Below are 24,823 nucleotides of genomic sequence, written 5' to 3'. Positions count from 1 at the left end.
TTATTCGACGGAGATCGGACCGATGGTGAAGGAGCGCTTCAGCTTGTAGGCCGTCGCATCACCGAACCACTTGTCGTAGATCTTCACAGCCTCGCCGGAGGTCTCAGCCTCTTCGAGCGCACTGTTGACGGCCTTCAGGAGAGTGGTCTCACCCTTCTTGATCCCGAGACCCCACGGCTCATCAACCACTGCCTTTTCCAAGATGCGGGTCGGAGAGCTGTCCGGGCTCTGGTTGACGAGACGAACCAGAACCAATTCGGACGCGAACTGGGCGTCGACCTTGCGCTGCTGCAGCGACAGGAATGCAGCTGGGCTATCAGCATAACCGATGACGCGAGCCTTCGGCAGGCGCTCCTGGATGACACGTTCAGAGCTCGAGCCTTTGGTGGCACCGATGCGCTTTTCCGCCAGATCTTCGATCGTCTTGATATCGCTATCTGCACGAACCAGAAGCTTCTGAGGAGTTGTGTAGTAACGATGGCTGAATTCAATCTGCTCGGCACGATCGTTCGACCAGCCGAGATTGGCGGCAACGACATCCACACGACCGCTCTGCAGTTCCGGAATACGGGCGGCGACAGCAAGCAGCTTGTATTCGACCTTCACGCCCAACTTGTCCGCAACATACTTGCAGAAATCGACGTCATAGCCGACGAGCGAGCGCGTTGCGCTGTCTTGGAAGCTGAAGGGCTCGGATGTACCAAGCGTGCCGCAAACCAGCGTGCCGCGCGCCTTAATCTCCTCCAGTTGATCAGCTTTGGCAGCAAATGCCGAAATCGCCAGGGGCAGAGCGATAGCCAGACCTGCCAGGATTGTTCTTTTCATATCATTCCCTCTCTTCTTGTTTTTGAGGCCGACATATGGTCGGTTGGTTGGATTGCTGTCAGTCAGCCAGTGCTGTACAAAGCCCCTTAATGGCTTCACACCCTTCGCGTACCTCATCAATGGCCGAGGCAAAAGAAAGACGAAACGTCCCCGGAATGCCGTAAGAGCCGCCGTCGAGCAGCGCGACGCCACTCTCCTTTAGGATATACTGAACAAGATCGGCATCACTCTTTATGGTTGTGCCGTCAGGAGCCGTTTTACCTATCAACGCTGTGCAGTCCGGGAAGATGTAAAAGCCTCCATCGGGCGAAACCGCATTAAGTCCGGGCGCATCCGATAGGATGGCAAGCGCCGCATCCCGGCGCTCGCGAAACGAACTCGCGAATTCGGTGACACAATCCTGGGGACCGGTCAGAGCTGCAAGAGCTGCTGCCTGACTAATGGAGCAAGCGCCCGACGTGCTTTGCGACTGAACGACGGCCATGGCCTTGATCAGGTCCTTGGGGCCAGCTCCGTAACCAATGCGCCAGCCGGTCATCGCATAGGCCTTGGATACCCCGTTGACTACAAGGATACGGTCGGCAAGATCCGGGGCGACTTGCAGTATATGCAATGCCGGGCGACCGTTGAAGGTCAGCCGCGCATAGATGTCGTCGGTCATAACCCAAACATGCGGATTGGCGCGCAGTACCTCGGCCAGACCCAGCAGCTCTGCCTCGTCGTAAACCGCGCCAGAGGGATTGCTGGGAGCGTTCATCATCAGCCATTTGGTTTTAGGCGTGATTGCTCTGGCCAGCGCTTCCGGTTCGATCTTGTAACGTTTTCCGGCGTCGGTAGACAGGGTGACCGGTGTGCCACCGGCAAGCTCGACCATATCGGGATAGGACACCCAATAGGGTGCCGGAATGATGACTTCGTCACCATCTTCGAGCGACGACATCAGCGCGTTGTAGAGAACCTGCTTGGCGCCTGTACTGACAATGATCTGGTCGACCGGATAGGTAACACCAGTATCGAGAATTAGACGATTGGCAACCGCGCGGCGCAACGGCATTGTACCCTGCGACAATGGGTATTTGGTCTCACCGCGTTCCATCGCCTCAACAGCAGCCTTGCAGATATGGGCCGGCGTTGCAAAATCGGGCTCGCCGATCGTCAGATCGATGATACGGCGACCTTCTTCGCGGAGACGATTGAGGATGATGCGCGCGGCTACACTCGGCGACAACTTGACCTGCCGCATGCGTTCAGCAACGATGCTCATGCATACTCCTCGGCAAGCTTGGACAAAGTCTTGGCAAGCCAGGGTTTCTGATAGGTACCGGCAGCAATCATTTCCATCCGCTTCTGTTCGCTCGTCTCGGTAGCTTGCGCCATGGCAAGCACATCGGCCGCGTGGCTGGCCGGGATCGAAAGCAGGCCGTCGCAATCACCGATGATCACGTCTCCTGCCTGAACGACAAGACCGCCGACGGCGACAGGCACGTTCATTTCGCCCGGGCCATCTTTGTACGGACCTCGATGTGAGAGCCCCCGGGCAAAGCAGGGAAATTTCTCGCGTCTGAAAGCTTCGGCATCACGAACCATGCCGTCGATGACAAAACCTGCGATACCGCGGGCCTGCGCCTGCTTTAGCATGAGCTCACCAACCAGCGCATTTGTCGTGCAGCCGCCACCGTCGACAACGATGACATCGCCGTGTTGCGCCGTCGCTATTGCCTGATGGATGAGGAGGTTATCGCCAGGACGGGTCTTTACGGTCAGAGCGATGCCTGCCATGCGTAAGCCGGCCCCGTGTACAGGCGTAAGGTTGTGTGAGCCGTAGAGGCGACCCATGCAGTCGCTCACTTGGGCGACGCCGATATCGAGAAATGCCTTGATCACGTTTTGGGATACACGCTCACCTGCGCGCTCCAACATTCTAAATCCGATTTTAGTCACGGTGTCCTCGCATAGTTGCCCAAGCAAGGAACTAATTTCCTGTAATTTCGTCAAACGATATGATTTCTTATCATCGAGCGAAGAAAATTCGTATACAGAGTGACTTGCCTGCGTTTAGACCAAGTGCGGATCTTTTATGCGACTTCCCGTCAAAAGCACAACGGGAGCCTCCTTTATCGGTTTCGGGTGCGGCTAAACTCTTTGCTCGCGCTGACTTTTTCATGCTCTTGAAGAGAATCGAACCGATGTCCGGTCACCATAAACGACTGCTTGCATAGTGTTTTCAGCCGCCTAAGCATATCCTAAGGACGGGACGCTCGTTAAAACCGGACACCGGTCTGGTCCATCAAGCCGAATGCCTTCCCCCGCTGCTCCTCGGGATAGGATGGCCGCTTGGCGCTAGGGCGCTGACTGAAACGATCGAACCAAGTCTGGAGCTTAACGCACTCGGGCGGGATCGGTACGGCGTAAAAATCGCTCGCGTATTGCAGCGTCGCCATGGCCACGCAGTCAGCCAGCGTGACGTATTGACCGGCAATGAACCGCTCTTCGGGTATCAAGCTTTCGACAAGCCGCAACTGCCCGACATACCGGTCGGCGCAGATTTCGGCGACCTCCCGGCTCGATCGTACCACCCCTTGTCCAAGCACACTGCCGTGGCGCGCCCAAAGACCGAAGAATGTCAGGGCCTCATCGAACATGTAAACGCATTGGCGCACCTTGGCCCGCACAGCCGGCGTTTTCCCGCGCATATCGGGATCCGGAATTGTGTCCTCGATATAGTCGAGGATCGCCAGCGATTGGCCGATGACGGTGCCATCGGCATGCCTCAGGATGGGAAGAGATCCCATGGGAGTAAGAGCCCCGATCTCGGGCGGAGGCATTTTTGCAAGCCTATCCGGCTGCGCATACACTGTCATGTCGACGCCCTCAGGCTGCTTTTCTGCCAGGTAGATATTCACCCTTTGCGGATAAGGCCCAAAGGCGAAATTGAAGATTTCGATCACGGCGCATCCTTCACATCTAAAGTGCTCTATACGGAGCGTCAGGCAGTCATGACCCAGCCTCGGAACGAAAGAGCGGCGTAGAACAGGCTTGGATGCTTGAAGCCAGCTTCGCGAAAGCATGCTTCTTCCCGGTCCTGCGAAAGCAGCGGCAGCCGCTCGGCCATCGCCTTGGCCGAGGCTGCTGCCTGTCCGGGCGCCGAAGTCGGGCCCGCGGCAAATTCCGCAGATCTCTCAAGCCAGAGATACGCTTGTCCATCGATCTCAGTGTGATGGGCAGCAACCAAAACGCCGCCCGGCTTCAGACGCCCGCGGATCTCCCGGAGAGTCTCCAGCCGCTCACGCCTATCGAGGAAATGCAGGGTCAGGAGGCAGACCGCCCCATCGAAGGGACCGGCGGGTGCATCAACCGCTGTTCCGTGAATAAGATGCGTTCGCTCGGCGCAAATCGATGTCGTATGTCGAGCGATGTCGAGCATGGCAGGCGAAGGATCGACGCCGGTAAATCGCCAGTCCGGTCGCATCTCCGCCATTGCCCGGATCTCCAGGCCGCCGCCGGCACCCACGACGAGAATATCGGCAGGACCCCGCGCCTGTTCGGCAAGAAGCAGCGCCGCCATTTTGTGAAGGTCTGCAAGCCCTGGCACCTTGCGCGGCGTCTCAAGGACGTAGTCGCTCACGGCCGCCGGATTGAGGAATGGATTGGGATTGCTGCGCATGACAAACGGCTTTCTGTATCAGTTGAGGATACGTAACATGCTTTCGCTTCTTGTATCAAGTGGTGCTACATGATGTGCAGGATGATGATCGCATGGACCGAGGCCGGGCAATGAACAAGGATACGAGACTTTCTGACGTGCTGCATGTGCTATTGCACATGGCGCAGGTGAAGGAACCGCTGACATCGGAGGTTCTGGCCCGAAGCATGGGTACCAACCCGGCGGTATTCCGCAGGACGATGGCGGGTTTGCGTCGCGCCGGTCACGTCATGTCGGGCAAGGGGCACGGCGGCGGCTGGCAACTTGCGCGGCCCCTTAAGGAGATCACGCTCTTAGCCGTCTATGAAGCCCTGGAGCGGCCAACGCTCTTTGCCATCGGCTCGCGTGGCAGGCATCCGGAATGCAAGATCGAAGAGGCCGTCAATTCGGCGCTGGCGGAGACGATGCGGCGGGCGGAAAGCCTGCTGCTGGAGCGATTTGGCCAGGTGACGCTCGATCAACTGATGCCGTCTCAGGCAAAGGCTATATCCTCACCTTGCGGCAGTACCGTGTCCGCCACGCCGCACGGGGACTGAGTAGACCCGCATCGGCGTGCGTCACAACGCGAGCGATGCTGCAGGACCACAGCAGAGCCGGATGAGGTGCCGGGTTTCAGGCACTGGCCGTCGGTCGAACGACGATGTCGCTCGTGTCCACCTCGTCAGGCTGGTCTATGACATGCATGATGGCCGCTGCTATCGCCTCGGGCTTCAAAGCGATCTGGCGATAACTCTCCATGGCCTGCGCCGCCACCGGATCGGTGATCGTCTTGGCCAGTTCAGATTCCACCACACCTGGATAGATGCAGGTGACGCGGAGCTTGTCGTTCTCCTGGCGCAGCCCGTCCGAGATCGCGCGAACTGCATATTTGGTGGCGCAGTAAACGGCGGCCGTCGGCGAGACGGCAAAGCCGCCGATCGACGAGATATTGATGATCTGACCGGATCCCTGCCTGTTCATCAATGGCAGAACCGCTGCAATGCCATAGAGGACGCCCTTAATGTTGACGTCGATCATCCGGTCCCACTCGTCCACCTTCAGAGATGCCATGGGTGACAGCGGCATGATGCCGGCATTATTAATGATCACGTCGATCCGGCCGAACTCCTGCACTGCCGCATCCGCGAACGACCGGACGCTCTCACGAGAAGTCACATCAAGGCTTCTGTAGATTGCACTACCCCCGGCAGCGGTAATGTCCTCGGCAAGCTTTTCGAGACGATCCGTTCGTCTTGCCCCCAGCACAACGGCAGCGCCTGAAGTGGCGAGAGTGCGCGCGGTCGCTTCGCCTATCCCGCTGCTCGCTCCGGTGATAAGGACGATCTTGTTGGCGATGTTCGTCATCGGATATTCCTTCCATGGTGGTTTCAAATGAGGCAACGGCCTGGCGCACGGTGCTCACGGCAGGTGACGCCACTTGACCATACGGTGGTTCAGGTCGAGCGTGCCGTTGTCGACGGCGAAGGTCCCATCCCCGCGATGGTGCAGGGTTCGCCGTTCCGTCCGGCTTTCGTTGAGCCAGATCCTCTTCGCCTCAAGGATGAAGAGGTTGTAGGGATCGAGCAGCCTGTCATCGATGACGGCGCATTCGATGTTGGCCAGGCAATCTTCGAGAAGCGGAGCTGAGACCTGCTTCGCTGGCCTGGTCTCGAGGCCAAATCTCTCGAACTTGTCGACATCCGCGCCGGAGCAGTTTCCGATATCGACGACGGTTTCGGCCAGATCCAGTCCGGGCACGGCGATCACGCATTCACCGGTGTTACGAAGCGCCTGATAGCTGTGATCCCACGGGCCGATCACACATCCGATGAGCGGCGGATCGTGCTGAATCATCATGTGGAAACCCATGGTCATGACATTGGGCCTGCCGTTGTCGAGCGTCGATACCATCACGATCGGGCCAGGTTCAAGCAGGCGATAAACCTGCGATGCGGGTAGTTCCTTCATCTCGATCTCCTTCGGGCATCTGGATCTCCTTCGGGACCCCTGCGCAATGGCAGGGGCCAAAAGGGCGGTGCATCACCAACCCTGTTCCACGGGCAGGACGAATAGCTCGGCAACATCGACATGCGCCGGGGCCTGCGCAGCAAAGACGATGGTGTCGCCGATGTCCTCACCATTGAGGAAGGTCATCTGGCCGGCGAGGTCATCCATCTGCTGGCGGTAGCCGGGATCGGTGATGTGATCGTAGAGCTCGGTTGCGACAGCACCCGGCTGAACGCAGGTAACCCGGATATTGTGCTTCGGCCCCACCTCCATGCGCAGGCCATCCGAAAATGCTGCGACTGCATGTTTGGTGGCGCAGTAGACCGACAGTCCCTTGAAGATCTTGCGGCCGGCAATCGAGGACATGTTGAAGACATGACCTGAATGCTGCTTGATCATCTGCGGCAGGACGGCGGCCGTCGTGTTGAACAGGCCCTTCACATTCACATCCACCATCCGGTGCCATTCATTGACCTTGAACTGATCGATATCGGAGAGCGGCATCAGGCCTGCATTGTTGACGAGGATGTCGATTGCACCGTGGGTATCGATCAGCGTCTTGACGCCTGCTTCGACCGAGGCCGGATCGACCACGTCCATCTGCAGAACCAGAGCTTGACCACCGTTGGCTCCGATCTGCTGCTTGATATCCTCGAGCTTTTCGGTGCGGCGGGCGGCAATGCCGACCTTGACTCCGGCCTTCGCGAGCTTGATGGCGGTGGCAGCGCCGATGCCGCTCGAGGCGCCAGTTACGAGTGTAATCTTTCCATTGAGGATAGTCATCGTCTTCACTCCTTGTCTTGGCCACCGATCAGGCGGCGGTTGCATGTTGACAAGGAAGAAGATGGGGCGGACGGCAGGCCCCTTCTCTCGTGCTCTTGCTCCGCCTGTTGCGATCTTGCGCGAAAGTTCGCGATCGCCAGGAGATGGTGTTATGCGTAGCTACGGGAGACAAAGAGGCGGGCCGCTGTGCACCTGCAAGCGGGCGGAATGAACTGCGACGATAAGGAACTGAAGGCATGCAAAATCTAATTTGCCTGACCTCCGATAACAGCGCTGCCGGATATCTCAAGGCACATCATTCACGCTCTACATCCCAGCCGCAGATCGTCTCTTTGCCGCTCCGGCTGATCCGTACGCCCCTGGCATCCGAGGCCGCGAAGCTGGATGAGGCCTGCGTCCTGTCCCGCCTGGATGCCGCCGATCGCGCAGAGATCTACGTCGACCCCGATCCTAACAGTCAGCTTCTCATGGCCCTGCTACTGACCAGGGCCTATGCCGCCAGGCTGGATGGCGGCAAGATCCATCTCCGGCATGGACCGTTGCGATGGGCCCATGTGGATGCCGGCACGCCGCCCGATTCCGTGGCACTACCGGTCGAAGCGGATGGCGCGCATATGGCCGCCGCAACAGCAATCTGGTCCGCCTATGCCGCTCCGTCGCCCGAGGCGTGGTTGAGTCTTTCGCCTGAGGATCTGGCCCATTTTCCCGCCATGCATCAGGCGTGGGACGCGTTGCTGGACGATCTTCCGCGCGCCGATACCGGCCTCGGCGCGTGCGAGCACCTGGTTCTGGAGAGTATCGTCGCCAGGCCACGCCGAGTCGGTGATATCGCGCGCGTCTTCGCCCAATCTCCGTCACCGCTGATCGCGCTCCCGCAGACCGTTGCGCTGCTCAGTTCCCTGGCCTCCGGCGCGGCTCCGCTCATCGAGGGCCTCAACGGGCGACTTGGCGAAGACGACTTCGCCGATGATGTCGATGCCTTGGACGCCTTTCGCGACAGCCAGCTGGCATTGACGGCTCTGGGCCGCAGCGTACTCGCCGGCGAAACGGATATGGTGAAGGTCCGCGGCATCAATCGATGGTGGGGCGGAACACAGCTGAAGGGTCACACCTGCTGGCGATGGGATAACAGGTCGCGCATGCTCATTCCACCGGCCCGGCCCGAGATGTGAAACCGGGGCAGCGACGCGGTCAGCGCTTGCGATACTGCCTCGGAAGCAAGCCGGTCTCGCGCTTGAATACCTGGGCGAAATGGCTCGGGCTCGAATAACCGACCGCGATACCGACCCTGATAATGCTGAGATCCGTCTCCTGCAGGAGCTGCTGTGCCCTGGCGATCCGCTGGCGAATGAGATGGCGCGAGGGTGAGACGCCGGTTGCTTTCTTGAACAGGCGGCTGAAATGGAACTCGCTCATTCCGGTCGTGGCCGCAAGTTGCGCCAGGTTAAACGGTTCGGCCAGATGTTCCTCGAGATGCGCCATGGCCCGCCGCAGCTTGTAGCCGGGCAGCGCGGCCTGCCGCCCCTCCTCACTCGCGCCGGTGGCGTAATTGCGGATCAGATGCACGGCAAGGCTTTGCGCGATCCCCTCGACATAGAGTTGGCTGCCCTTGCCTTCCGACACAAGCTCATGATGGATGAGCTGCAGAAAGTGGGTCAGCTGCTGGTCTCGCCCACCGGAGATATCGCGCAGGGCTGGTGCTGCTACGCAGCCGAGAACATCGCAGGCCACGCGCTCGAACAGGGGGACTGACATATAGAGATGCATGACCTTAAACGGATCAGATCCCATGGCGCGCCATCGCATCTCGTAGGGCCGGTCCGTGCGGGTCAGGAAGAAATCGCCAACCTTCACATGAGCGCTCGACCACTCTCCATCCAGATCGCGTTCCTCGACCACCGCCTCGCCCGACATGATCCAGACGATCAGCGGCTCGGCAACTGCCGGCACCAGAAAAGCGTCCTGATTTTGCTGCCGCGTGTAGATCTGGACGAAGAGATCGCTCCACGCGAGACTGTCTCCGGTGAGGAGCGTTCGGCCGGTGATGAACTGCTCCAGACCGCGTGGCGACGTCCGCTCCGGCACAGTCTTTTCCGGCAAAGGCGCGCCTTCGCAGACGGGTCTGACGGCACCAAACGCCTCCGAAAGGGCAGGAGCTGATATTTCGGTCATGGCCTCTTCTCTTGGTGCGATCGGTCTGTTTTCCACCAGCGTGCTGCCGGTTAATGCGCAAGTCCGAGACTTGTTGCGGCCAGGTCGGCGGACGTCCGAGATTGGTAGGGTCGCCAAGAGCCGGCCCTGGCGTGGCACAATTACCAGGCGACGGGGCCCTCCGGTGCGACGAACTGGCCGGAGACGGCGCCATCGCCCAACAGCGCATATTGCACCGGCAGCCGCGCACCTTCTTCCGGAGTCATGTAGCCATTGCCGCCGGTGAGATCGGTCTGGACATAGCCCGGCGCAATCGAATTCACGACAATAGACGTGCCCTTGAGTTCCGCTGCAAGCTGCACCGTCAGCATGTTCAGCGCCGCCTTGGAGGCATTATAGCCGATCAGCCGCGCCTCATAATAGGGCGATGTCGGATCGCCGTTGACCTGAAGTGAGCCGAGCGTCGTGGACACATTGACGATGCGACCGGCCGCGGATTTGCGCAGCAGCGGCAACATGGCCTGCGTGACGGCTAGGCTGCCGAGGAAATTCGTCTCCATCAACCTTCGGGCCGCAGGGACAGTTCCAAGCGTCGGCGGACCGTCCGCGCCGTCGACGATGCCGGCATTGTTCACGAGAATGTCGAGCCGGCCATGCCGCGCTGCGATCTCCTCGGAAGCGGCGGAGATGGTCTTTTCGTCATTCACATTAATGACAATCGGCTCCACCGCGAGGCCGCCTCGCTCCAGTTCATCCGCCGCGGCCCATCCCCGCGCCCTGTCGCGGGCGCTCATCAACACCATGACACCGGCTTGCGCGAGTTGCCGTGCGATCTGAAAGCCGATGCCTTTATTGGCGCCCGTCACGAGCGCGATTTTCGTTCTATCCATCATAAATCACCTTTGCATATTGGGAGCATGCACGGCTAAATATATGAAGAATCATTCGCCTTTTGGATTCGCATATGGACGTCTCCCCACCACGTCATCTCAAAGCCCGCAAAACGCCGCGTCAAGCCCGTTCTAGCTCGACAATCGATGCGATTTTCGAAGCCACCATTCAGGTTTTGATCAAGGAGGGAACACATCGTCTGACGACCACGCGGGTCGCCGAGCGCGCCGGGGTCTCGGTCGGCACCATGTACCAATACTTCCCGCACAAGCAGTCCTTGCTCTACGCGCTCAACGAACGCTACCTGGACAGTTTGGCAGAGCGAGTGGAAATGACCTGCCGCAAGCTTCATGGCCGGTTGACCGCTGAAATGGTCGAGGCGCTCATTACCGCGTACTGGGAAGCAAAAATGGAGCGCAGTGATGTTACGCGCGCGCTCTACAGCTCTGCGGTCGAGTTGGACAATGAGGCGTTGATTGATGCGTTCGCAAGACGCATGGATGCCGCGACCAAGGCGATGCTGTTAAGCGCCCCAAATGCTCGCTACAGCGATATCAGTCTCGTCAACTTGACACTTCTATCCGTCATCTTCGGAACGGTCAGGAATGTCTTCGAACGCAACCTGCCACCTTCGGACCAGGACGCCATTCGTGATGAGATGAAACGCATGTGTCTCGCTTACCTCGCTGTGGCAGGGGGTGAGATGCAGGCGCCGATCCAAGTGGTTTGATGACCGCGGTTGGCTACCACCGTCTTCACACCCTGGCTATTTTTGGACGTGATCACATAGAAGTTTAGGAGCCTGCTCTTGGTACACCGCGTCGGACAATTGGAGATCGCCCTCCTCCTTGCACTGGATGCGTTGTTGCAAGAAGAGAATGTGACACGCGCTGCAGCAAGATTGAACATCACGCAGTCTGCACTGTCGGGTCGTCTCAACAAGCTCCGGCATCTATTGAACGACCCGCTGTTTACTCCAGCTTCGACCGGGAGGGGCATTGTTGCCACGCCCCATGCGCTGGCGCTCAAACCCGAGCTTGATCAACTCATTGAACGTCTCAAGCAGTTCGGGCGAAAGGCTTATATTTTCGATCCAGCCTCAAGCGATCGGATGTTCACGATCGCGGCATCCGACAATCCCGCGGCCATCGTCGCTCCCGAGCTTCTTTCGCTCGTTCACAAGCAGGCTCCCGGTATCAACATCAGATTTGTTTTTCCGGATCGCGGCCACATAGGACGGCAGTTAGAGAGCGGCGATGTTGACCTTTATATCGGCGCTGCAAACGATGCACCTCTGGACCTGATCGGCCGTAGGCTATTCACCGACGAGCTCGTGACCGCACAGCGAATAGGTCATCCGCGTGGCCGAGGACCATTGTCTCTCGACGAGTTTTGCGCCTATGAGCATCTATTAATCTCGTCCAACGGGGGAATGTTTTCAGGCGTGATCGATGAGGTTCTGGCTGAGCACGGTAAAAGTCGAAGAGTTTCTGTTTCGGTGCAAAGCTACGCGCTCGCGCCCCTGATTGTCGCCGGAACGGACTGCCTATGCACGCTGCCAAAGCGCCTGCTGGAGCGCTTTTCGCATAGCCTTGATCTGTTCAAGCCGCCAATCGAACTCGGCGAGTTTGCTCTTAAGTATTTCTGGCATCCTCGCATGACGTCTGATCCGGCGCACCAATGGCTGCGAACCATCGTGGCTGACTCATCTGCAGGTACATCCTGAGTCCGGTGATCCTCTATGATCATTTACAGCGATAGGTCGCATCGCCGGTTCTGATTGGCGCCCTGCCCGGATCTGTCAAATATTCCGAACGGCCCCACCAAATGACCTGGTGTTGACGCCGCGGACGACTCCCGGTCTCGGCGCAATAAGTCAACACACGCACATGGTGTCGGTCGTCCAATTCGACAGCCACGTTGAGAGAAATAAACCGATGCGCATAAAAATGCCTGTGATTTTCGCCGCTGCAGCATTCGCCGCAGCATTATCTGCTCCTGTGTTTGCCGGAGAGAACGTAACTGCTATCGCAAACTATCAGCAGGTTACAGACAGTTATAGTTTCCCCCTGGGAGATTTCCGTATCACTGCTCTTTCAGATGGAACTGTGCCCCAGGACCTGTACAAGCTGCTGACCGGCACGTCGCAGTCCCATACCAAGGAGCTGCTTGATAAGGCATTCCTGGCAAACCCTGTTGAAGCATCCATCAACGTATTTCTAATCCAGAGCCCAGGCAAAAACATTCTTGTGGATACCGGCTCCGGTGATTTGTTTGGTCCGGCGAATGGCGGAAAACTACTGGACAGCCTTGCAAGTGTAGGCGTCACAGCTGATGACATCTCTGACATACTCATTACACACATCCACACCGATCACACCGGCGGTCTGGTGCGAAATGGTCAACCCGCGTTTCGCAATGCCACCGTGCACGTCGGCGCGCCGGATCTGAGCTTCTTCCTCGACTCGTCGAACGCAAAGAAGGCAGTATATCCTGAGAGTTATTTTGACGAAGCAGCAAAAACGATCGGTGTCTATGAGCGGCTCGGCAAGGTGAAAACCTTTGGAGACGGCGAAACGATCCTGCCGGGCGTGCGGGCGTCTCTTCACCCCGGGCATACACCGGGCAGCGCCTTTTTTACCGTCTCAAGCAGAGAAAAATCCCTCACTTTCATTGGCGACGTGATCCATGTTGCGGCCGTGCAGTTTCCAGACCCGAACGTAACGATTCTTTATGATGTCAAACCGCAACAAGCCGCTTTAGCTCGGAAGGATGCTTTCGAAGATTTCGCTGAACAGCGCCAGCTTGTTGCGGCCCCGCATCTCCCCTTCCCCGGCGTTGGCTATATTCGTGCAGAAGGGCCGGATACGTTCTCCTGGCACCCCCTCGAATACCGAAACCGCGCCGGCAACTAAGAAGCGGTTCTGATGAATAAGTAGTAACGAGCGTGCCGGTCTGTTCTTACCGGCCCTCTTAGCTACGTCTCGCTAGAGTGGGAAAGTTCACCTTGCCATATGTGAAACGATCCTCCAATTAACCCCGCCGAGGGCCGCGCCTGAGATAGGAATTGCGAACCATGAAAACATCTCGCGGAGATCAACCCGCAAGCGCCAATCCGCCCTGTCGGGTCGTGTCCCTCTTGATCTCGGCCACGAGGCTGTCCAAGGCGGCATTCCTCAATTTACGCGCTCGACGCACGATGTAGGCTAATGCGGGTGGCTGCGGAAGCCATTCTGTCATGATTTTCATCTCGCCGCGGATATGCCGATCGCTCAACAGCGCGACGCCCATAGCCGCGTTGACGCCGGAGACGATCCCCGCGGCACTCGAACATTCGAAGACTGTCTCAAGCACCGCGTCGTCCTGGCCGATGTCGAGCGCCCACTGTCGGTAAAAGCATTCGTCATCGAACGACAAGAATGGGATCGGGCGGTCGACCGCCAGCACCAGCTCTGGATGCTTGACCCAGTGCAGTTGCTCCCTAAACAGCACGATGTCCGTTGGGCGGACCTCATGGCTGAAGACCTGGATGATCGCGGCGTCGAGCTCACCCCGTTCGAGCATGGCGCGCAGGACCAAGCTCATGCGGACTTTCGTGCGAACGGTGACGTTGGGGTGTAGCCGCCGAAACCGGCCCAGGATGCGGGCGAGATCGGTGCAGGCCGTATCCTCGGTCAGGCCAAGCGCCAACCGTCCAGCCAGTGGCGTCTTCGAGAGGCTGAGCAAGGCTTCGTCATGCAACTCCAGAATACGGCGGGCGTAATCGAGAAGGTCTTCTCCGGCGGCGGTGAATATTGGCCCCCCGGGCTTGCGGCCGAGCAGTTCGCAATCGAGGCTGATCTCCAGCCGCTTGATCTTGTGGCTCACCGCAGACTGTGAAAGCCCCAACACGACAGCCGCCTTGGTGATGCCGCCATGTTTTCGGATCGCCGAAAGCGCCCGCAATGAGTCGATCTCCAGTCTGCGTCCGTTGACTTCCTTCAACGCCCTCTCCGCTCGATTTGTTCGCAAACTACCCTACCACAATTGGCTTTTGAGATGACACAAATTTCAGACATGTCATCGCGTCATCGATATTTGTCATGTGCGCTTTGCGAGAGATGGCCCTACGATTCCCGCGTAAAGATACCCAGAGGGCGCCATGGCCAACATTTTTCCCACTTCCGCAGCGCCGAAACGGCACCCTCTGCTCTGGCCCTTTTTGGCGACACTGCTGATCCTCGGCTGGAGTTCGGGTTTCGTCGGCATCCGTTACGCGAATGAGCAAGCCAGCGTCATGCTTCTCCTGTTTTGGCGGACGCTCCTGTCGGGTCTGATCCTGCTTCCCTTTGCACTTTCGATCGGACCAAGTCTGTCTTTGAGGGTGATCCGGGATCAGGCCCTCTTCGGCATCATGTCTGTTTTCCTTTACCTCGGTGGCTTTGCGCTCGCGATCGAGCAGAGGGTTCCCACGGGTCTCGTTGCATTGATCTCCGACCTCCTGCCGCTCGCGATCGCCGCCCTATCCCAACCCATTGTCGGGGAGCGTCTTTCACCAAGGCAGTGGATAGGCACAGCCATCGCCGTCGTCGGCGTTCTCATCGTGTCCATCGACAGCCTCAGTATCGGTTCGGCTCCGCTTTGGGCATACGGCGTGACTGTGGGGTCGATGCTCATCTTTGCGTTCGCCTCGGTGCTGCATAGGAGACGTCGACATCAGACAATTGCTATCCATCAGATCCTTTGCATTCAAACCTTGACCGGATCAGTCCTGTTCGGGGCATGTGCGGCGACGCAGGGGGGCCTTACGCCGCCGATGACCGTCGAGTTTGCGCTCGGGATAATCTGGCTCGTGTTGATCGCGACCTTCCTTGCTTACGCCGTCTATTACACCAGCCTGCGACTGTTCCCGGTGGCCAAGGTCAGCGCTGCTATCTATCTCAGCCCACCGGTGACGATGCTATGGGCCTGGGCACTATTTTCAGAACCTCTAACGATCGCCATGTTCATGGGACTTGCGGTAACGCTGGTCGGCGTATGGATGACATCGCGATCGTAGGTATCAGCCCAATTCGAACAAAAGGGTTGAGGGAGCAACCGACGCCACCTCTTCGAAGGGTAGCCCGGGGAGGCTCAACAGGTTGTCCATGTAGAATGACAATTTTGAGTCAAGAAGGGGAAGTTACGCCTTGAAAGGATTCGAACCTCTGGCTCACTAATCCGAAAGTGCCAACTAGCTGGAATCCATCATAATGTGCTTTATTCATGCTACCGACGACGCGATCCACTTACTCTAATAGAACCCATTATGCGTGGTCACTGACGAATGGTGCGACGATGACCGATTTTTACGAACAAAACAGATAGCGAGATCAATCAGTGGATCGCGAACTTTGAAAAGCGTGGACTTACGGAAGCAAACCTTTAATATGAACTCTTGGAGGAGCGCGGCCGTCGCTCCGGCGGTCGACAAAGATTAGATCTCGAGAAATCGCTGTCGGCGCTCAAGCGCGCGGCTATCGCAGGGATCTGTATTACCTATGGCGATCTGGCGAGGGCTAGCAGAGTCGAGGGGATTAAGGAGCGGCATCAGATGAACTGCAAACATGGTCATCTCGATCGGCTTCTGGAAATCTGCCATGCACGACAACTCCCACTACTGACGGCGATATGTGTAAATCAGAGTGGCATGCAGGATGGTGAGCTGGAGAGGAATGCTCTTTCCGGTTTTGCCGAAGGTGCACGTCGCATCGGTCGCTCATTTGCCGATGAACTGGCTGTTCACCATTCCTGCCGCGAGGAGTGTTGGACGTGGGGTCGGATGCATCAAACCTCCTGATTTCTCAGGCTGGCTCGTCAAACAAGACCGGCCGTCGCGTATGGGTGAGTTGAGCGCTGGAACAGCTTCTTTCACCGCATTACAATATGTTCCAGTTATTCATCGTGAGTCCTGCCTTGACCTCCATCTATCTAGACGGCCATTCGACCACTCCCCTTGCACCCGAAGCGTTTGAGGCAATGTCGCCATGGTGGCACATACAAGCCGCCAATTCTCATTCTCCCCACCTTCGGGGCATGATCGCATCGCAAGCAGTCGAGACAGCGCGCGAGGAAGTTGCAAACTTGGTTTCGGTCGCTTCACAAGAAATTACGTTTACGTCAGGTGCGACAGAGGCAAATAACATCGCCATTAGAGGACTAGCACTGGCGGCCCTTGAGCGTGGCCTTACACGTCGTCGGATTGTTGTTTCCGCAATCGAACATAAGAGCGTCCTGTCCTCAGCCTATTCTCTTAAGAAGCTCGGCTTTGACGTCGTCGAGGCCCCTGTCACTTCGCAGGGCGTGGTCGATCTTGACGAACTTTCAACGTTGATCAATGAAGATACCTTAATGGTGTCCGTAATGGCAGTGAATAACGAGATTGGGTCAATTCAACCCCTTGCTCAAATTACGAACCTTGCACGCGCTTTCGACGCCTTAGTGCATGTGGATGCCTCGCAGGCCGCCGGGAAGGTCGCAATCGACGTATCAGAATTCGACCTGGCGAGCCTCTCGTCTCACAAAATGTACGGGCCAATGGGGATCGGCGCCCTCTTCGTGTCGGCCGCCTCAGCCCTGCGGCCGTTGCCTCTGCAACTCGGTGGCGGGCAAGAGGGCGGCATTCGCCCTGGAACGGTTCCAACGCCTTTGACGGTCGGTTTCGGAATGGCTGCGAAGGTGGCCCAATCTAGGCTGTCCGCCGACCACCGTCATTCTTCCGAGCTAAGCATCCTTCTCTTGAAAGAGCTACAGGACCGGCAGACAGCTTTCATCGAGAATGTGCCCGTCGTGATGCGAGTCCCTGGCAGCGTCAGCCTGCGGTTTCCTGGAATTGAGGCAGCGTCGTTAATAGGAAAAATCGGAGATAAACTAGCAATATCAGAGGGTTCTGCCTGCAACAGCGGTCAGATTAGCGAATCGCATGTGTTGTCTGCTATGGGGCTCTCGCAGGAACAAGCTTCAGAAACTGTCCGGATATTTTGTTCCCGTTACAACACACACGAAGAAATTGTGCAGGCGGCACAGCTTCTCGCCACCGCAGTCCGAGATTGCCGTTGACCACTGGCAGTGCTCTCCAGTAGCATCACCGACCATGGATGACCTTCTTGACCTTACCACCACTATTCGCGTCTCGGGACACGAGACTTTTCCCTTGCGCCTGCTGTGGCTTAAGAAGGCGTTCGACGTAGCCTCCGCTCCGGGGGGCATAGACCGACGTGTTTTCCATGAACAAAGCGCGATTGCACGCTTTGGAGTTGGCAAGAACATGGCATTGTCGATGCGGCATTGGGCGCTCGCAGCCAACGTCTTGCACGATGGCGAGAGTCATCTCACTGCCACCCCTTTCGGGCGGCAGATCTTCGAGAACGAGGGATTAGACCCGTTCCTTGAGCACCACTCTACGTTGTGGCTCATTCACGCGCAGTTCGTTTCGACACCCGACGTGGCGACAACATTCTACTACGCATTCAATCGAATCAATCAGTTAACGTTTTCTCGCGATGAGCTTGTGCAGGCCATGAGCGCCGTCGTCGCGCAACGTGGTGGACGCGCGACTGCCGACACTCTGAAACGTGATGTCGAGGTCTTCGTGCGCAGTTATGCACCCCGGAGCAGCGATCACGGGGAAGAAGCCTCTGAACCTCTCCTTGTCGAGCTCGGCTTGCTGCGCGAGCTTCGATCGAGTGGCCAACTGGAGTTTATACGTGGGCCAAAGAACACACTCTCAGACGGCGTCTTCGCGCTTGTGCTGAAGAGGTTCTGGCAACGTCACCATCCCACCGCCCCGACACTGTCGGTCGAGCAGGCGCAATATGGTCCGGGGTCACCGGGGCGTGTTTTCAAACTGGATGAGGATAGCCTCGTGCTTAGGCTGATGCGGATAGCGGACATCACCGATGGCGCAATGGCCTGGACCGATACAGCCGGGCTGCGTCAGGTCGCTTTAAAGGGCCACCTCACGTCGATCGAGGATGCGTCGCTCATTGTGTCTAGCTACCATCGGCGGGTGGCAGCATGAAAAGGCTCGCGGATGTTGTCACGGTCGAACGTCGTTTTGCATTGTCGGCTCGCCTCGATACCGACCTGAACGGCACGCCGCCCCTCACCGGTTACGTGCTGCAAACGAGCGTGCGCAAGTCACTCAATACGATGCTGAGTGGCTTGATCGAGGGCGGACAATACGCTTTTACGTGGACGGGACCGTATGGCGGCGGCAAATCATGCGCTGCGCTGCTCGTTGCAAACCTTGTCGGAGGAAATAGAAAACAACTTGCTCTTGCGGAGGAGATTGCCGGCGCCGAGCTGAGCATGTCTTTTTCCAAAGCTTTTGCCGGACGCGGGAAATCCTGGGCGATTCTGGCGCTAACCGGCCGTCGCACAAGTCTTTCGAATGCCCTCGTAGAGGCTGCGGCAGAGACATTCGCCTGGAGCGAAGATGTCAGGGCGCGTGTAGCAATGGACGACCGGGCCCTGATCGACGCGCTGGAACAAGCCGCTGGGAAAAAGGGCGGCTTGCTGATTGTCATCGATGAACTCGGCAAATTCCTGGAACATGCGATGAGCGATGGGGGCGATGTCCATCTGCTCCAGGATCTCGCCGAGCGGGCAGCCCGGTCTGAAGGACGGCTGGTCGTTATCGGCATCCTTCATCAGTCTTTTGAGCAATATGCCGGCCGCTTGAACCGGAGCGCGCGCGATGAATGGGCCAAGGTCCAAGGCCGCTTTCAAAACGTGCCCTTTGTAGCCCAACCAGACGAAGTCGCAGCCCTCTTAGCACGGGCAATTCGCTGCGATGAACGCCCGCAGGCATCAACTGAATTGGCATCGCGTACGGCACTGGCCGTTTCGCAGCGCCGGCCGGTCGATGTAGGCCTCATAACCAAGGTGCTCTCAGAAACCTGGCCGCTTCACCCTGTCAGCGCTCTGTTGCTCGGACCGGTTTCTCGGCAGAGGTTTGCACAGAACGAGCGCAGTGTATTCGGCTTTCTGTCCTCCGCCGAGCCGCACGGTTTTCAGGCTCACCTCCAGTCTCGCGAAACCGGAACCAATGCGTTTTACGGACCCGACCAGCTTTGGGACTACCTCGTCGCCAATTTCGGAACCGCGCTGTCGGTGGGCCCAGACGGCAACAGGATGACTCTGGCTATTGAGGCCGTCGAGCGGGCCGCCCTGCAGGGAGCGCTTGCTGCGAGGTTGACAAAGTCCGCAGCTATTATCGAACTCTTCCGCAATGGGTCGGGTCTTGCAGTCTCCGACGACGTTCTGACGCTTTGCGCACCGGATGCAACTCAACAGCAGGTTCACGACGCACTGGAGGACCTCGTCAATCGAGCCATTCTCATTCGGCAGCCACGCCTCGGTGGCTACGCCCTGTTTGCCGGCAGCGATTTTGATCTGGATGAGGCAATAGCAAAGGTCGGCGACAAGCTCGATTCCGGCATGTTCACCGATCTGCCCGCGCGCCTTGGCGTTGGCCCCATTGCCGGCAAGAGCCACTACTTCAACAGCGGTGCTCTGCGGGTATTTGACGTCATCTTGCAATTTGCCGATGACGTCACGGGCGATCCGAAGCCGTGGGCCCAAAAGACCGCGACTACCCTCCTCAAGCGCAAGCGAAATTCGTCCGGCATTCTTGTCCTATTAGTGCCGGATCCGACAACATTTGATGCCGAACTCGAGGCAGTCGCCCAGACCTTGAGCTTGGAACTCGATAATATTGGCTTGCTTGGTGCAGTCGCGGCGACGGATAGCATTTCGCGGCTCAGGGATTATGCGACCGATCTTTATGCGCTCGATCAGATCGAAGCATCTCATCCACGACTGGAGGGCGACCGGATCGCGAGGCGCGAGCTGACCGCGAGAAAGGCTTTTATCACCGATACGGTCCGAAGTGAGTTGTTGGAAGCCTTCTCAGTCTCTTCCTGGTGGTCATTCGCGGAACGTCAAGAAAGCCTGGCCGGCAAGAGCCTGAGTGTCGTTGCCTCTTCACTTTGTTCCCAAGCCTTCCACAGCGCGCCAATCATTAAATCAGAGTTACTTTACCGAGATAAGCCGTCTTCAAGTGCGATGGCGGGACTGCGCAACATCATGCATGCAATGGTGGCAAAGCCCGACGCTCAAGATCTCGGCATCGAAAATTATCCTGTCGAGCGCGGTCATTATCTGACGGTATTGGCGCCTTTAGGCCTTCACCGGCAGGACGACAGCGGCGTTTGGCGGTTCAACGATCCGGACGAGAGTGACGCCGGAAGGAGCTTGCTGCCGGCTTGGAAGCTCTTGTCGGAAAAGACCGTCAACCTCGGAGAGTTGTTTGATCTCTGGTCACGACGGCCTTACGGGATCAAACGTGGTGTGATGCCGATTCTGGCCATGGCTTACTTGCTCGCCCATCGAAGCCTCGTTGCCGTTTATGTCGATGGACTCTATCAGGCGGCTATTGACGATGTCGTTGCAGACCGCCTGCTCCAAGATCCCTCTGCGATTGTCTTTCGTCGCATCTCCCGCTCGAAACGAGACGAAGAGTTCGTCCGACAGTTGGCTGCACTCCTTTCAACCGAGCAGACTCCCGTGGAAGCTGAAGCCCTTCCGGTGGCTTCCGCGCTGTTTCAGCGCTTCCACGCTCTTCCACTTTGGGCCCAACGCACTTCACAGATCGACGAGAAGATCCGAAAAATTCGTGACGTTGTTCTGAAAGCCAGCGACCCTGAAGCGCTGCTGTTTTCCGACCTTAATCACGCTTTGCAGGGGGAAACCGATCCCGCAGTTGCCGTCGCCGCCGCATTGCTGAAGGCGGAAACCGCATATCCGGCGATGTTGCACGACGTGACACGGCGGCTTGCTGAGCATCTTAGCGTCAACCCCGAAACATTCGAGGGAATAGGGTTCAGATCGTCCACAGCGGCAGGCGTCTCCGGTGACCTTCGATTGGAAGCTTTCATTATGCGTGCAGGGAGTTTCGAGGGTGGCAAGGGAGACATTGAAGGCTTGGCAAGTCTTCTTGTGCACAAACCCCCACGTAACTGGTCGGATCGCGAGCAGGAACAAGCGATGTTCGAGCTGGCCAAGCTTGCGCGTCGCTTCCGCGATGCCGAAGCCTACGCCGCCGTTAAGGGCCGCGCTCCGACAGCAAAGGCGATTTCGGTAATGATCGGACTCGATCCGAGCGAGAAACCTATGTTCCACGCGTTCCACGTTTCGGACGAAGAATTCGCTCAAGCCGATAACGTCGCCGAGGAGCTCTTGGAACAGCTGAAAGCGAAAGACCTCCGCTCAGCCGTGTCATTGGCTGCTTTGGCCCGGATTGTCGAACGCCTTTCGGCCGGACAGGAGGTCGAGGGGATTTGAGCATGACGAACGAACGGCATATCCTCGGAATTTCAGGCGGACGTGATAGCGCAGCCCTCGCGGTTCACATGCGTCAGACCCGCCCGGAGGTTGACCTCGAATACTTCTTTACGGACACGGGTAAGGAGCTTGAGGAGGTTTACTCATTCCTCGATAAGCTTGAGGGTTTCCTCGGAAAGCCGATCATTCGCTTGAATCCGGATCGCGACTTCGACTTCTGGCTCAAGGAATACAATCATTTCTTGCCGTCGCCCAAGACAAGATGGTGCACCCGGCAACTCAAACTGCGGCCCCTGGAACAATGGTTGCGCAGCGATCTGGAGGCCGGCGTGACCATTCATTCCTATGTGGCAATTCGTGCTGACGAGCCGAGCCGCGAGGGTTACCAGGCCACGCATGGTAACATGCGTGTTCATTTCCCGCTGCGCGATGACGGAATCAACCGCGCCGGCGTCATCGAGATGCTGGAAAGCGCTGGGCTGGGCGAGCCGGAATATTATCGCTGGCGGACCCGCTCGGGATGCACCTTCTGCTTCTTCCAGCAGAAGATCGAATGGGTCAGGCTCTTGCGCGAGCACCCCAAGGCCTTCGAAGATGCGCGCAGCTATGAGAAAACTGCTCAGGATCACGGTTCCCCCTTCACCTGGAGTCAAGGCGAAAGCCTTGAAGAACTGAGCCGACCAGAGCGCATAAAGATGATCGAGCAGGAATTCGAAACCCGCCGGACCCGTCTTTTGGCGCGCCGCCGATCCAATCCTCTCGCCGGATCGCAGGGCCTGACGGTGGATGACATTTACGGTATCGACGAGAGTTCTGCTGGCTGTGTCATTTGCCATAAGTGACAAGAAATGGCGCTAGCGTTGCCTGCCGACCGCTCCCGGAGCGGTTGAAAGCATTTGATATCTGCTGACGCCATGATAGTATCTCCCGAAACATTCCGGGTTGGGGGACTGCCGGTTGAACGTTGTAAATGAGCTGTCGGCCATACAACGGCTGGAAGATGCTGAACCGATCTTTTTTCTTCCTGGCGATGACTTCCTTGAAGCGCTTATCCCGGCAATTGCTTGCAGCAGCTATCTCGACTGCATGATGGGCTTTTTCTCTAGCTCTTCGCTTGCCGAGATTGCGCCTGGTCTAGCGACCTTTCTGCGACACTCCGACAAGCCGTTGCGTCTGGTTGTCAGCCCTTTCGTTTCCGAACGCGACCAAGAGGCATTGCGAGAGGGACTCACCTCCGCAGAAATCCTCGCTGCAGGGCTGTTTGCCGATGGTGTGCCCGACGCTCAAGACTTGTCGCGCCACACCCTTACCTGTCTAGCTTGGCTGATCAAACAGAAGCGCCTGGATTTTCGCGTGGCGATCCAAAAAAATGGCTTGTTCCATCCAAAAGTCTGGCTGCTGGGAATTGGTGAAAAACGGCTCGTCTTTCATGGCTCCAGCAACTTGACAGGGGCTGCGCTCCGCCGAAACAGAGAACAGGTTGCGCTTGCCCGCGCCTGGATGGACACGACGCAGGACAAGACCGAGCGTCGCGTGCGACGAGAGTTCGATGATGTTTGGGGCGGCCACGACCCTGATTGCGTTGTCGTGCGTCTTCCTGCGGCAATCGAAGAAAAGCTACTATCGGACTACGGAAACGGAAGTCAGCCGACTGAGGAGGAAGCAACGGCCCTTTGGAAACGGGCGAGGAAAGCGGCTGCTCCTGTAGAAGATCCATTCCCTGCTGTTTCTGGCGGTCCACCATCGCCGGATGCCGGATTCCACATTCCTGATTGGCTGGAATACGAGACTGGCCCGTTCAAACATCAAGGTGCTGCGGTCCAGGCATGGTTAGCGGCCAACCGGCGCGGCATTCTTGCTATGGCGACCGGATCCGGTAAAACACTTACGTCGCTTATCGCAAGCTACAAGTTACATCAGGATGTTGGTCCCCTGCTGATCGTAATTGCCGCACCTTATGTGCCGCTCGTCATGCAGTGGTGCGACGAAGCCGCGTTGTTCGGCATTCTGCCGAAGAACCTGTCGGATGGTGGTGGTCCAGCTGATCGAAGGCGGCTCATCGGTGAGGCAGGTCGCAATCTCAAGCTCGGACTTGCGAGCGTTGAGGTTCTGGTGGTCAGCCACGACATCTTGACAGACCCGGAGTTTCAATCGCAACTTGCTCGTCTAACGGTGGGCAAGCTTCTGATCGCCGATGAGGTTCACAATCTTGGCAGCGCAGGTTTCTTGAGCCGCCGCCCTGAATTTTTCCAATATCGGCTTGGTCTGTCAGCAACACCTGTCCGCCAGTATGATCCAGAAGGCACGGACAGGCTCTTCGAATTCTTTGGACAGCCGTGCTTCGAATTCAGCCTAGAAGAGGCCATCGGTGTCTGCCTCGTTCCCTACGACTACTACGTCCATCTCGTCTCCCTGACGCAGGAAGAGATGGACGAATTCGCGGCGCTTTCTGAACAGATCAGGCGCCTCTCCTGGAAACTTGCCTCCGGCGAAAGCGACCCGCAGCTCGACAATCTTATTCGCAAGCGGCGATTGATTGTCGAGATCGCAACCAAGAAGCTCGAGGAGCTCGAACGACTTCTTGACTCCGAGCGCGCCAGCGAGCTGGGCTATGAGCTCATCTATGCGACCGACAAAGCACCGCGGCAGCTTGAGGCAGTCAATGGGATCCTCAGGGATCGTGGCGTTCTTTTTCATCAGCTGACATCGGAAGAGACGCGCGATCGCAAGGGGACGGGGAAGATACTCAGTTATTTTCAGTCGGGAAGCCTGCAGGTACTGACGGCCAAGCGTGTCCTCGATGAAGGGGTGAACGTTCCGCAAATCAAGCGTGCTTATATTCTGGCGAGCAATACCGTTGAACGACAATGGACGCAGAGGCGCGGGAGAATTCTCCGAAAATGCGATGCTGTTGGCAAAAGCCACGGCGTCATACATGATTTCGTGGCAATGCCGCCGGCCGAGATGCTGGGCGATGAGGACGCCAAGCAGTTGGCAAGGGGTGAACTGAAACGCGTGCAGGAGTTCGCGAGGCTATCGCGAAATTTCGGGGCTGCTGATGGGCCGATAGCAGCGCTTGAGAAGCTTCAAGAATACGCATTCGACCTATCCTGAGGGGGA

At 57.7% G+C, this 24,823-nt stretch carries 23 protein-coding genes; 12 read left to right on the top strand and 11 right to left on the bottom strand.

Annotated elements, in window-relative coordinates; translation table 11 throughout:
• The 5 genes from AC0JZ1_RS03220 to AC0JZ1_RS03200 form a co-directional block, all read right to left on the bottom strand.
• Entirely contained in the window at window positions 1-825 is an 825-nt protein-coding gene (locus AC0JZ1_RS03220) for an ABC transporter substrate-binding protein (protein ID WP_445543682.1), read from the bottom strand.
• A 58-nt stretch (window positions 826-883) separates the two neighbouring features.
• On the bottom strand, window positions 884-2,089 hold the full coding sequence (locus tag AC0JZ1_RS03215) for an aminotransferase class I/II-fold pyridoxal phosphate-dependent enzyme (protein WP_471881016.1): 1,206 nt from the start codon (window positions 2,087-2,089) through the stop codon (window positions 884-886).
• Window positions 2,086-2,766, bottom strand: coding sequence for an RraA family protein (locus AC0JZ1_RS03210; RefSeq protein WP_471881015.1), 681 nt, complete (start codon window positions 2,764-2,766; stop codon window positions 2,086-2,088). Before AC0JZ1_RS03210 ends, AC0JZ1_RS03215 begins: the two co-directional genes overlap by 4 nt.
• A gap of 320 nt (window positions 2,767-3,086) precedes the next feature.
• Window positions 3,087-3,773: a glutathione S-transferase family protein gene (locus tag AC0JZ1_RS03205; RefSeq protein ID WP_471881014.1), complete on the bottom strand. Its 687-nt coding sequence runs from the start codon at window positions 3,771-3,773 to the stop codon at window positions 3,087-3,089.
• Between the two features lie 38 nt (window positions 3,774-3,811).
• On the bottom strand, window positions 3,812-4,489 hold the full coding sequence (locus tag AC0JZ1_RS03200) for a class I SAM-dependent methyltransferase (RefSeq protein WP_471881013.1): 678 nt from the start codon (window positions 4,487-4,489) through the stop codon (window positions 3,812-3,814).
• A 110-nt stretch (window positions 4,490-4,599) separates the two neighbouring features.
• On the opposite strand from AC0JZ1_RS03200, the gene AC0JZ1_RS03195 reads away from it, so the two are divergent.
• Window positions 4,600-5,064, top strand: coding sequence for an Rrf2 family transcriptional regulator (locus AC0JZ1_RS03195; protein WP_063947960.1), 465 nt, complete (start codon window positions 4,600-4,602; stop codon window positions 5,062-5,064).
• Between the two features lie 76 nt (window positions 5,065-5,140).
• Here the strand turns inward: AC0JZ1_RS03195 and AC0JZ1_RS03190 are convergent, their stop codons facing one another.
• The 3 genes from AC0JZ1_RS03190 to AC0JZ1_RS03180 form a co-directional block, all read right to left on the bottom strand.
• Entirely contained in the window at window positions 5,141-5,872 is a 732-nt protein-coding gene (locus tag AC0JZ1_RS03190) for an SDR family oxidoreductase (protein ID WP_471881012.1), read from the bottom strand.
• A 54-nt stretch (window positions 5,873-5,926) separates the two neighbouring features.
• Window positions 5,927-6,475, bottom strand: coding sequence for a flavin reductase family protein (locus tag AC0JZ1_RS03185; protein ID WP_471881011.1), 549 nt, complete (start codon window positions 6,473-6,475; stop codon window positions 5,927-5,929).
• Between the two features lie 72 nt (window positions 6,476-6,547).
• Complete coding sequence (locus tag AC0JZ1_RS03180; RefSeq protein ID WP_471881010.1) at window positions 6,548-7,297, bottom strand: SDR family oxidoreductase; 750 nt, start codon at window positions 7,295-7,297, stop codon at window positions 6,548-6,550.
• Window positions 7,298-7,533: 236 nt separating this feature from the next.
• On the opposite strand from AC0JZ1_RS03180, the gene AC0JZ1_RS03175 reads away from it, so the two are divergent.
• A complete protein-coding gene (locus tag AC0JZ1_RS03175; protein WP_471881009.1) occupies window positions 7,534-8,469 on the top strand; it encodes a hypothetical protein in 936 nt (311 codons plus the stop codon).
• A gap of 19 nt (window positions 8,470-8,488) precedes the next feature.
• On the opposite strand, the gene AC0JZ1_RS03170 is transcribed toward AC0JZ1_RS03175, so the two are convergent.
• A complete protein-coding gene (locus tag AC0JZ1_RS03170; RefSeq protein WP_471881008.1) occupies window positions 8,489-9,469 on the bottom strand; it encodes a helix-turn-helix domain-containing protein in 981 nt (326 codons plus the stop codon).
• A gap of 140 nt (window positions 9,470-9,609) precedes the next feature.
• Entirely contained in the window at window positions 9,610-10,341 is a 732-nt protein-coding gene (locus AC0JZ1_RS03165; protein WP_471881007.1) for an SDR family oxidoreductase, read from the bottom strand.
• 71 nt (window positions 10,342-10,412) lie between these two features.
• On the opposite strand from AC0JZ1_RS03165, the gene AC0JZ1_RS03160 reads away from it, so the two are divergent.
• From AC0JZ1_RS03160 to AC0JZ1_RS03150, 3 genes are all read left to right on the top strand, one after another.
• Window positions 10,413-11,069, top strand: coding sequence for a TetR/AcrR family transcriptional regulator (locus AC0JZ1_RS03160; protein ID WP_022557112.1), 657 nt, complete (start codon window positions 10,413-10,415; stop codon window positions 11,067-11,069).
• Between the two features lie 78 nt (window positions 11,070-11,147).
• Complete coding sequence (locus tag AC0JZ1_RS03155; protein WP_471881006.1) at window positions 11,148-12,065, top strand: LysR family transcriptional regulator; 918 nt, start codon at window positions 11,148-11,150, stop codon at window positions 12,063-12,065.
• Between the two features lie 163 nt (window positions 12,066-12,228).
• Window positions 12,229-13,254: an MBL fold metallo-hydrolase gene (locus AC0JZ1_RS03150; RefSeq protein WP_471881005.1), complete on the top strand. Its 1,026-nt coding sequence runs from the start codon at window positions 12,229-12,231 to the stop codon at window positions 13,252-13,254.
• Window positions 13,255-13,435: 181 nt separating this feature from the next.
• Here AC0JZ1_RS03150 and AC0JZ1_RS03145 read toward each other — a convergent pair whose 3' ends face one another.
• On the bottom strand, window positions 13,436-14,323 hold the full coding sequence (locus AC0JZ1_RS03145) for a LysR family transcriptional regulator (protein ID WP_471881004.1): 888 nt from the start codon (window positions 14,321-14,323) through the stop codon (window positions 13,436-13,438).
• A 157-nt stretch (window positions 14,324-14,480) separates the two neighbouring features.
• Between AC0JZ1_RS03145 and AC0JZ1_RS03140 the strand changes: the two genes are divergently transcribed.
• The 7 genes from AC0JZ1_RS03140 to AC0JZ1_RS03110 all read left to right on the top strand — a co-directional run bounded on the left by AC0JZ1_RS03140 (window position 14,481) and on the right by AC0JZ1_RS03110 (window position 24,817).
• Window positions 14,481-15,377 carry a DMT family transporter gene (locus AC0JZ1_RS03140; protein ID WP_471881003.1) on the top strand — a complete coding sequence of 299 codons (897 nt, stop codon included), beginning with the start codon at window positions 14,481-14,483 and terminating at the stop codon, window positions 15,375-15,377.
• A gap of 534 nt (window positions 15,378-15,911) precedes the next feature.
• Window positions 15,912-16,157: a hypothetical protein gene (locus tag AC0JZ1_RS03135; RefSeq protein ID WP_471881002.1), complete on the top strand. Its 246-nt coding sequence runs from the start codon at window positions 15,912-15,914 to the stop codon at window positions 16,155-16,157.
• A gap of 116 nt (window positions 16,158-16,273) precedes the next feature.
• Window positions 16,274-17,416: a cysteine desulfurase family protein gene (locus AC0JZ1_RS03130; RefSeq protein WP_471881001.1), complete on the top strand. Its 1,143-nt coding sequence runs from the start codon at window positions 16,274-16,276 to the stop codon at window positions 17,414-17,416.
• Between the two features lie 34 nt (window positions 17,417-17,450).
• Complete coding sequence (locus AC0JZ1_RS03125) at window positions 17,451-18,377, top strand: DUF4007 family protein (RefSeq protein WP_471881000.1); 927 nt, start codon at window positions 17,451-17,453, stop codon at window positions 18,375-18,377.
• The gene (locus AC0JZ1_RS03120) at window positions 18,374-21,703 is read left to right on the top strand and encodes a hypothetical protein (protein WP_471880999.1); all 3,330 of its coding nucleotides are present in this window, start codon (window positions 18,374-18,376) and stop codon (window positions 21,701-21,703) included. The genes AC0JZ1_RS03125 and AC0JZ1_RS03120 overlap by 4 nt, the downstream gene beginning before the upstream one ends.
• Window positions 21,704-21,705: 2 nt before the next feature.
• On the top strand, window positions 21,706-22,545 hold the full coding sequence (locus tag AC0JZ1_RS03115) for a phosphoadenosine phosphosulfate reductase family protein (protein WP_471880998.1): 840 nt from the start codon (window positions 21,706-21,708) through the stop codon (window positions 22,543-22,545).
• A 115-nt stretch (window positions 22,546-22,660) separates the two neighbouring features.
• The gene (locus AC0JZ1_RS03110) at window positions 22,661-24,817 is read left to right on the top strand and encodes a DEAD/DEAH box helicase family protein (RefSeq protein WP_471880997.1); all 2,157 of its coding nucleotides are present in this window, start codon (window positions 22,661-22,663) and stop codon (window positions 24,815-24,817) included.
• Window positions 24,818-24,823: the final 6 nt, after the last annotated feature.

The organism is Affinirhizobium capsici (assembly GCF_977018625.1).
The sequence above is the reverse complement of the archived record's forward strand: the minus strand, read 5'-3'. Positions and strand labels throughout refer to the sequence as shown.

Coding starts and splice junctions, on each gene's coding strand:
- AC0JZ1_RS03190 (WP_471881012.1), bottom strand. CDS start 5,872: ATGACGAACATCGCCAACAAGATCGTCCTTATCACCGGAGCGAGCAGC.
- AC0JZ1_RS03120 (WP_471880999.1), top strand. CDS start 18,374: ATGAAAAGGCTCGCGGATGTTGTCACGGTCGAACGTCGTTTTGCATTG.
- AC0JZ1_RS03195 (WP_063947960.1), top strand. CDS start 4,600: ATGAACAAGGATACGAGACTTTCTGACGTGCTGCATGTGCTATTGCAC.
- AC0JZ1_RS03135 (WP_471881002.1), top strand. CDS start 15,912: ATGAACTGCAAACATGGTCATCTCGATCGGCTTCTGGAAATCTGCCAT.
- AC0JZ1_RS03200 (WP_471881013.1), bottom strand. CDS start 4,489: ATGCGCAGCAATCCCAATCCATTCCTCAATCCGGCGGCCGTGAGCGAC.
- AC0JZ1_RS03170 (WP_471881008.1), bottom strand. CDS start 9,469: ATGACCGAAATATCAGCTCCTGCCCTTTCGGAGGCGTTTGGTGCCGTC.
- AC0JZ1_RS03220 (WP_445543682.1), bottom strand. CDS start 825: ATGAAAAGAACAATCCTGGCAGGTCTGGCTATCGCTCTGCCCCTGGCG.
- AC0JZ1_RS03140 (WP_471881003.1), top strand. CDS start 14,481: ATGGCCAACATTTTTCCCACTTCCGCAGCGCCGAAACGGCACCCTCTG.
- AC0JZ1_RS03185 (WP_471881011.1), bottom strand. CDS start 6,475: ATGAAGGAACTACCCGCATCGCAGGTTTATCGCCTGCTTGAACCTGGC.
- AC0JZ1_RS03160 (WP_022557112.1), top strand. CDS start 10,413: ATGGACGTCTCCCCACCACGTCATCTCAAAGCCCGCAAAACGCCGCGT.
- AC0JZ1_RS03175 (WP_471881009.1), top strand. CDS start 7,534: ATGCAAAATCTAATTTGCCTGACCTCCGATAACAGCGCTGCCGGATAT.
- AC0JZ1_RS03150 (WP_471881005.1), top strand. CDS start 12,229: ATGGTGTCGGTCGTCCAATTCGACAGCCACGTTGAGAGAAATAAACCG.
- AC0JZ1_RS03180 (WP_471881010.1), bottom strand. CDS start 7,297: ATGACTATCCTCAATGGAAAGATTACACTCGTAACTGGCGCCTCGAGC.
- AC0JZ1_RS03215 (WP_471881016.1), bottom strand. CDS start 2,089: ATGAGCATCGTTGCTGAACGCATGCGGCAGGTCAAGTTGTCGCCGAGT.
- AC0JZ1_RS03115 (WP_471880998.1), top strand. CDS start 21,706: ATGACGAACGAACGGCATATCCTCGGAATTTCAGGCGGACGTGATAGC.
- AC0JZ1_RS03125 (WP_471881000.1), top strand. CDS start 17,451: ATGGATGACCTTCTTGACCTTACCACCACTATTCGCGTCTCGGGACAC.
- AC0JZ1_RS03165 (WP_471881007.1), bottom strand. CDS start 10,341: ATGATGGATAGAACGAAAATCGCGCTCGTGACGGGCGCCAATAAAGGC.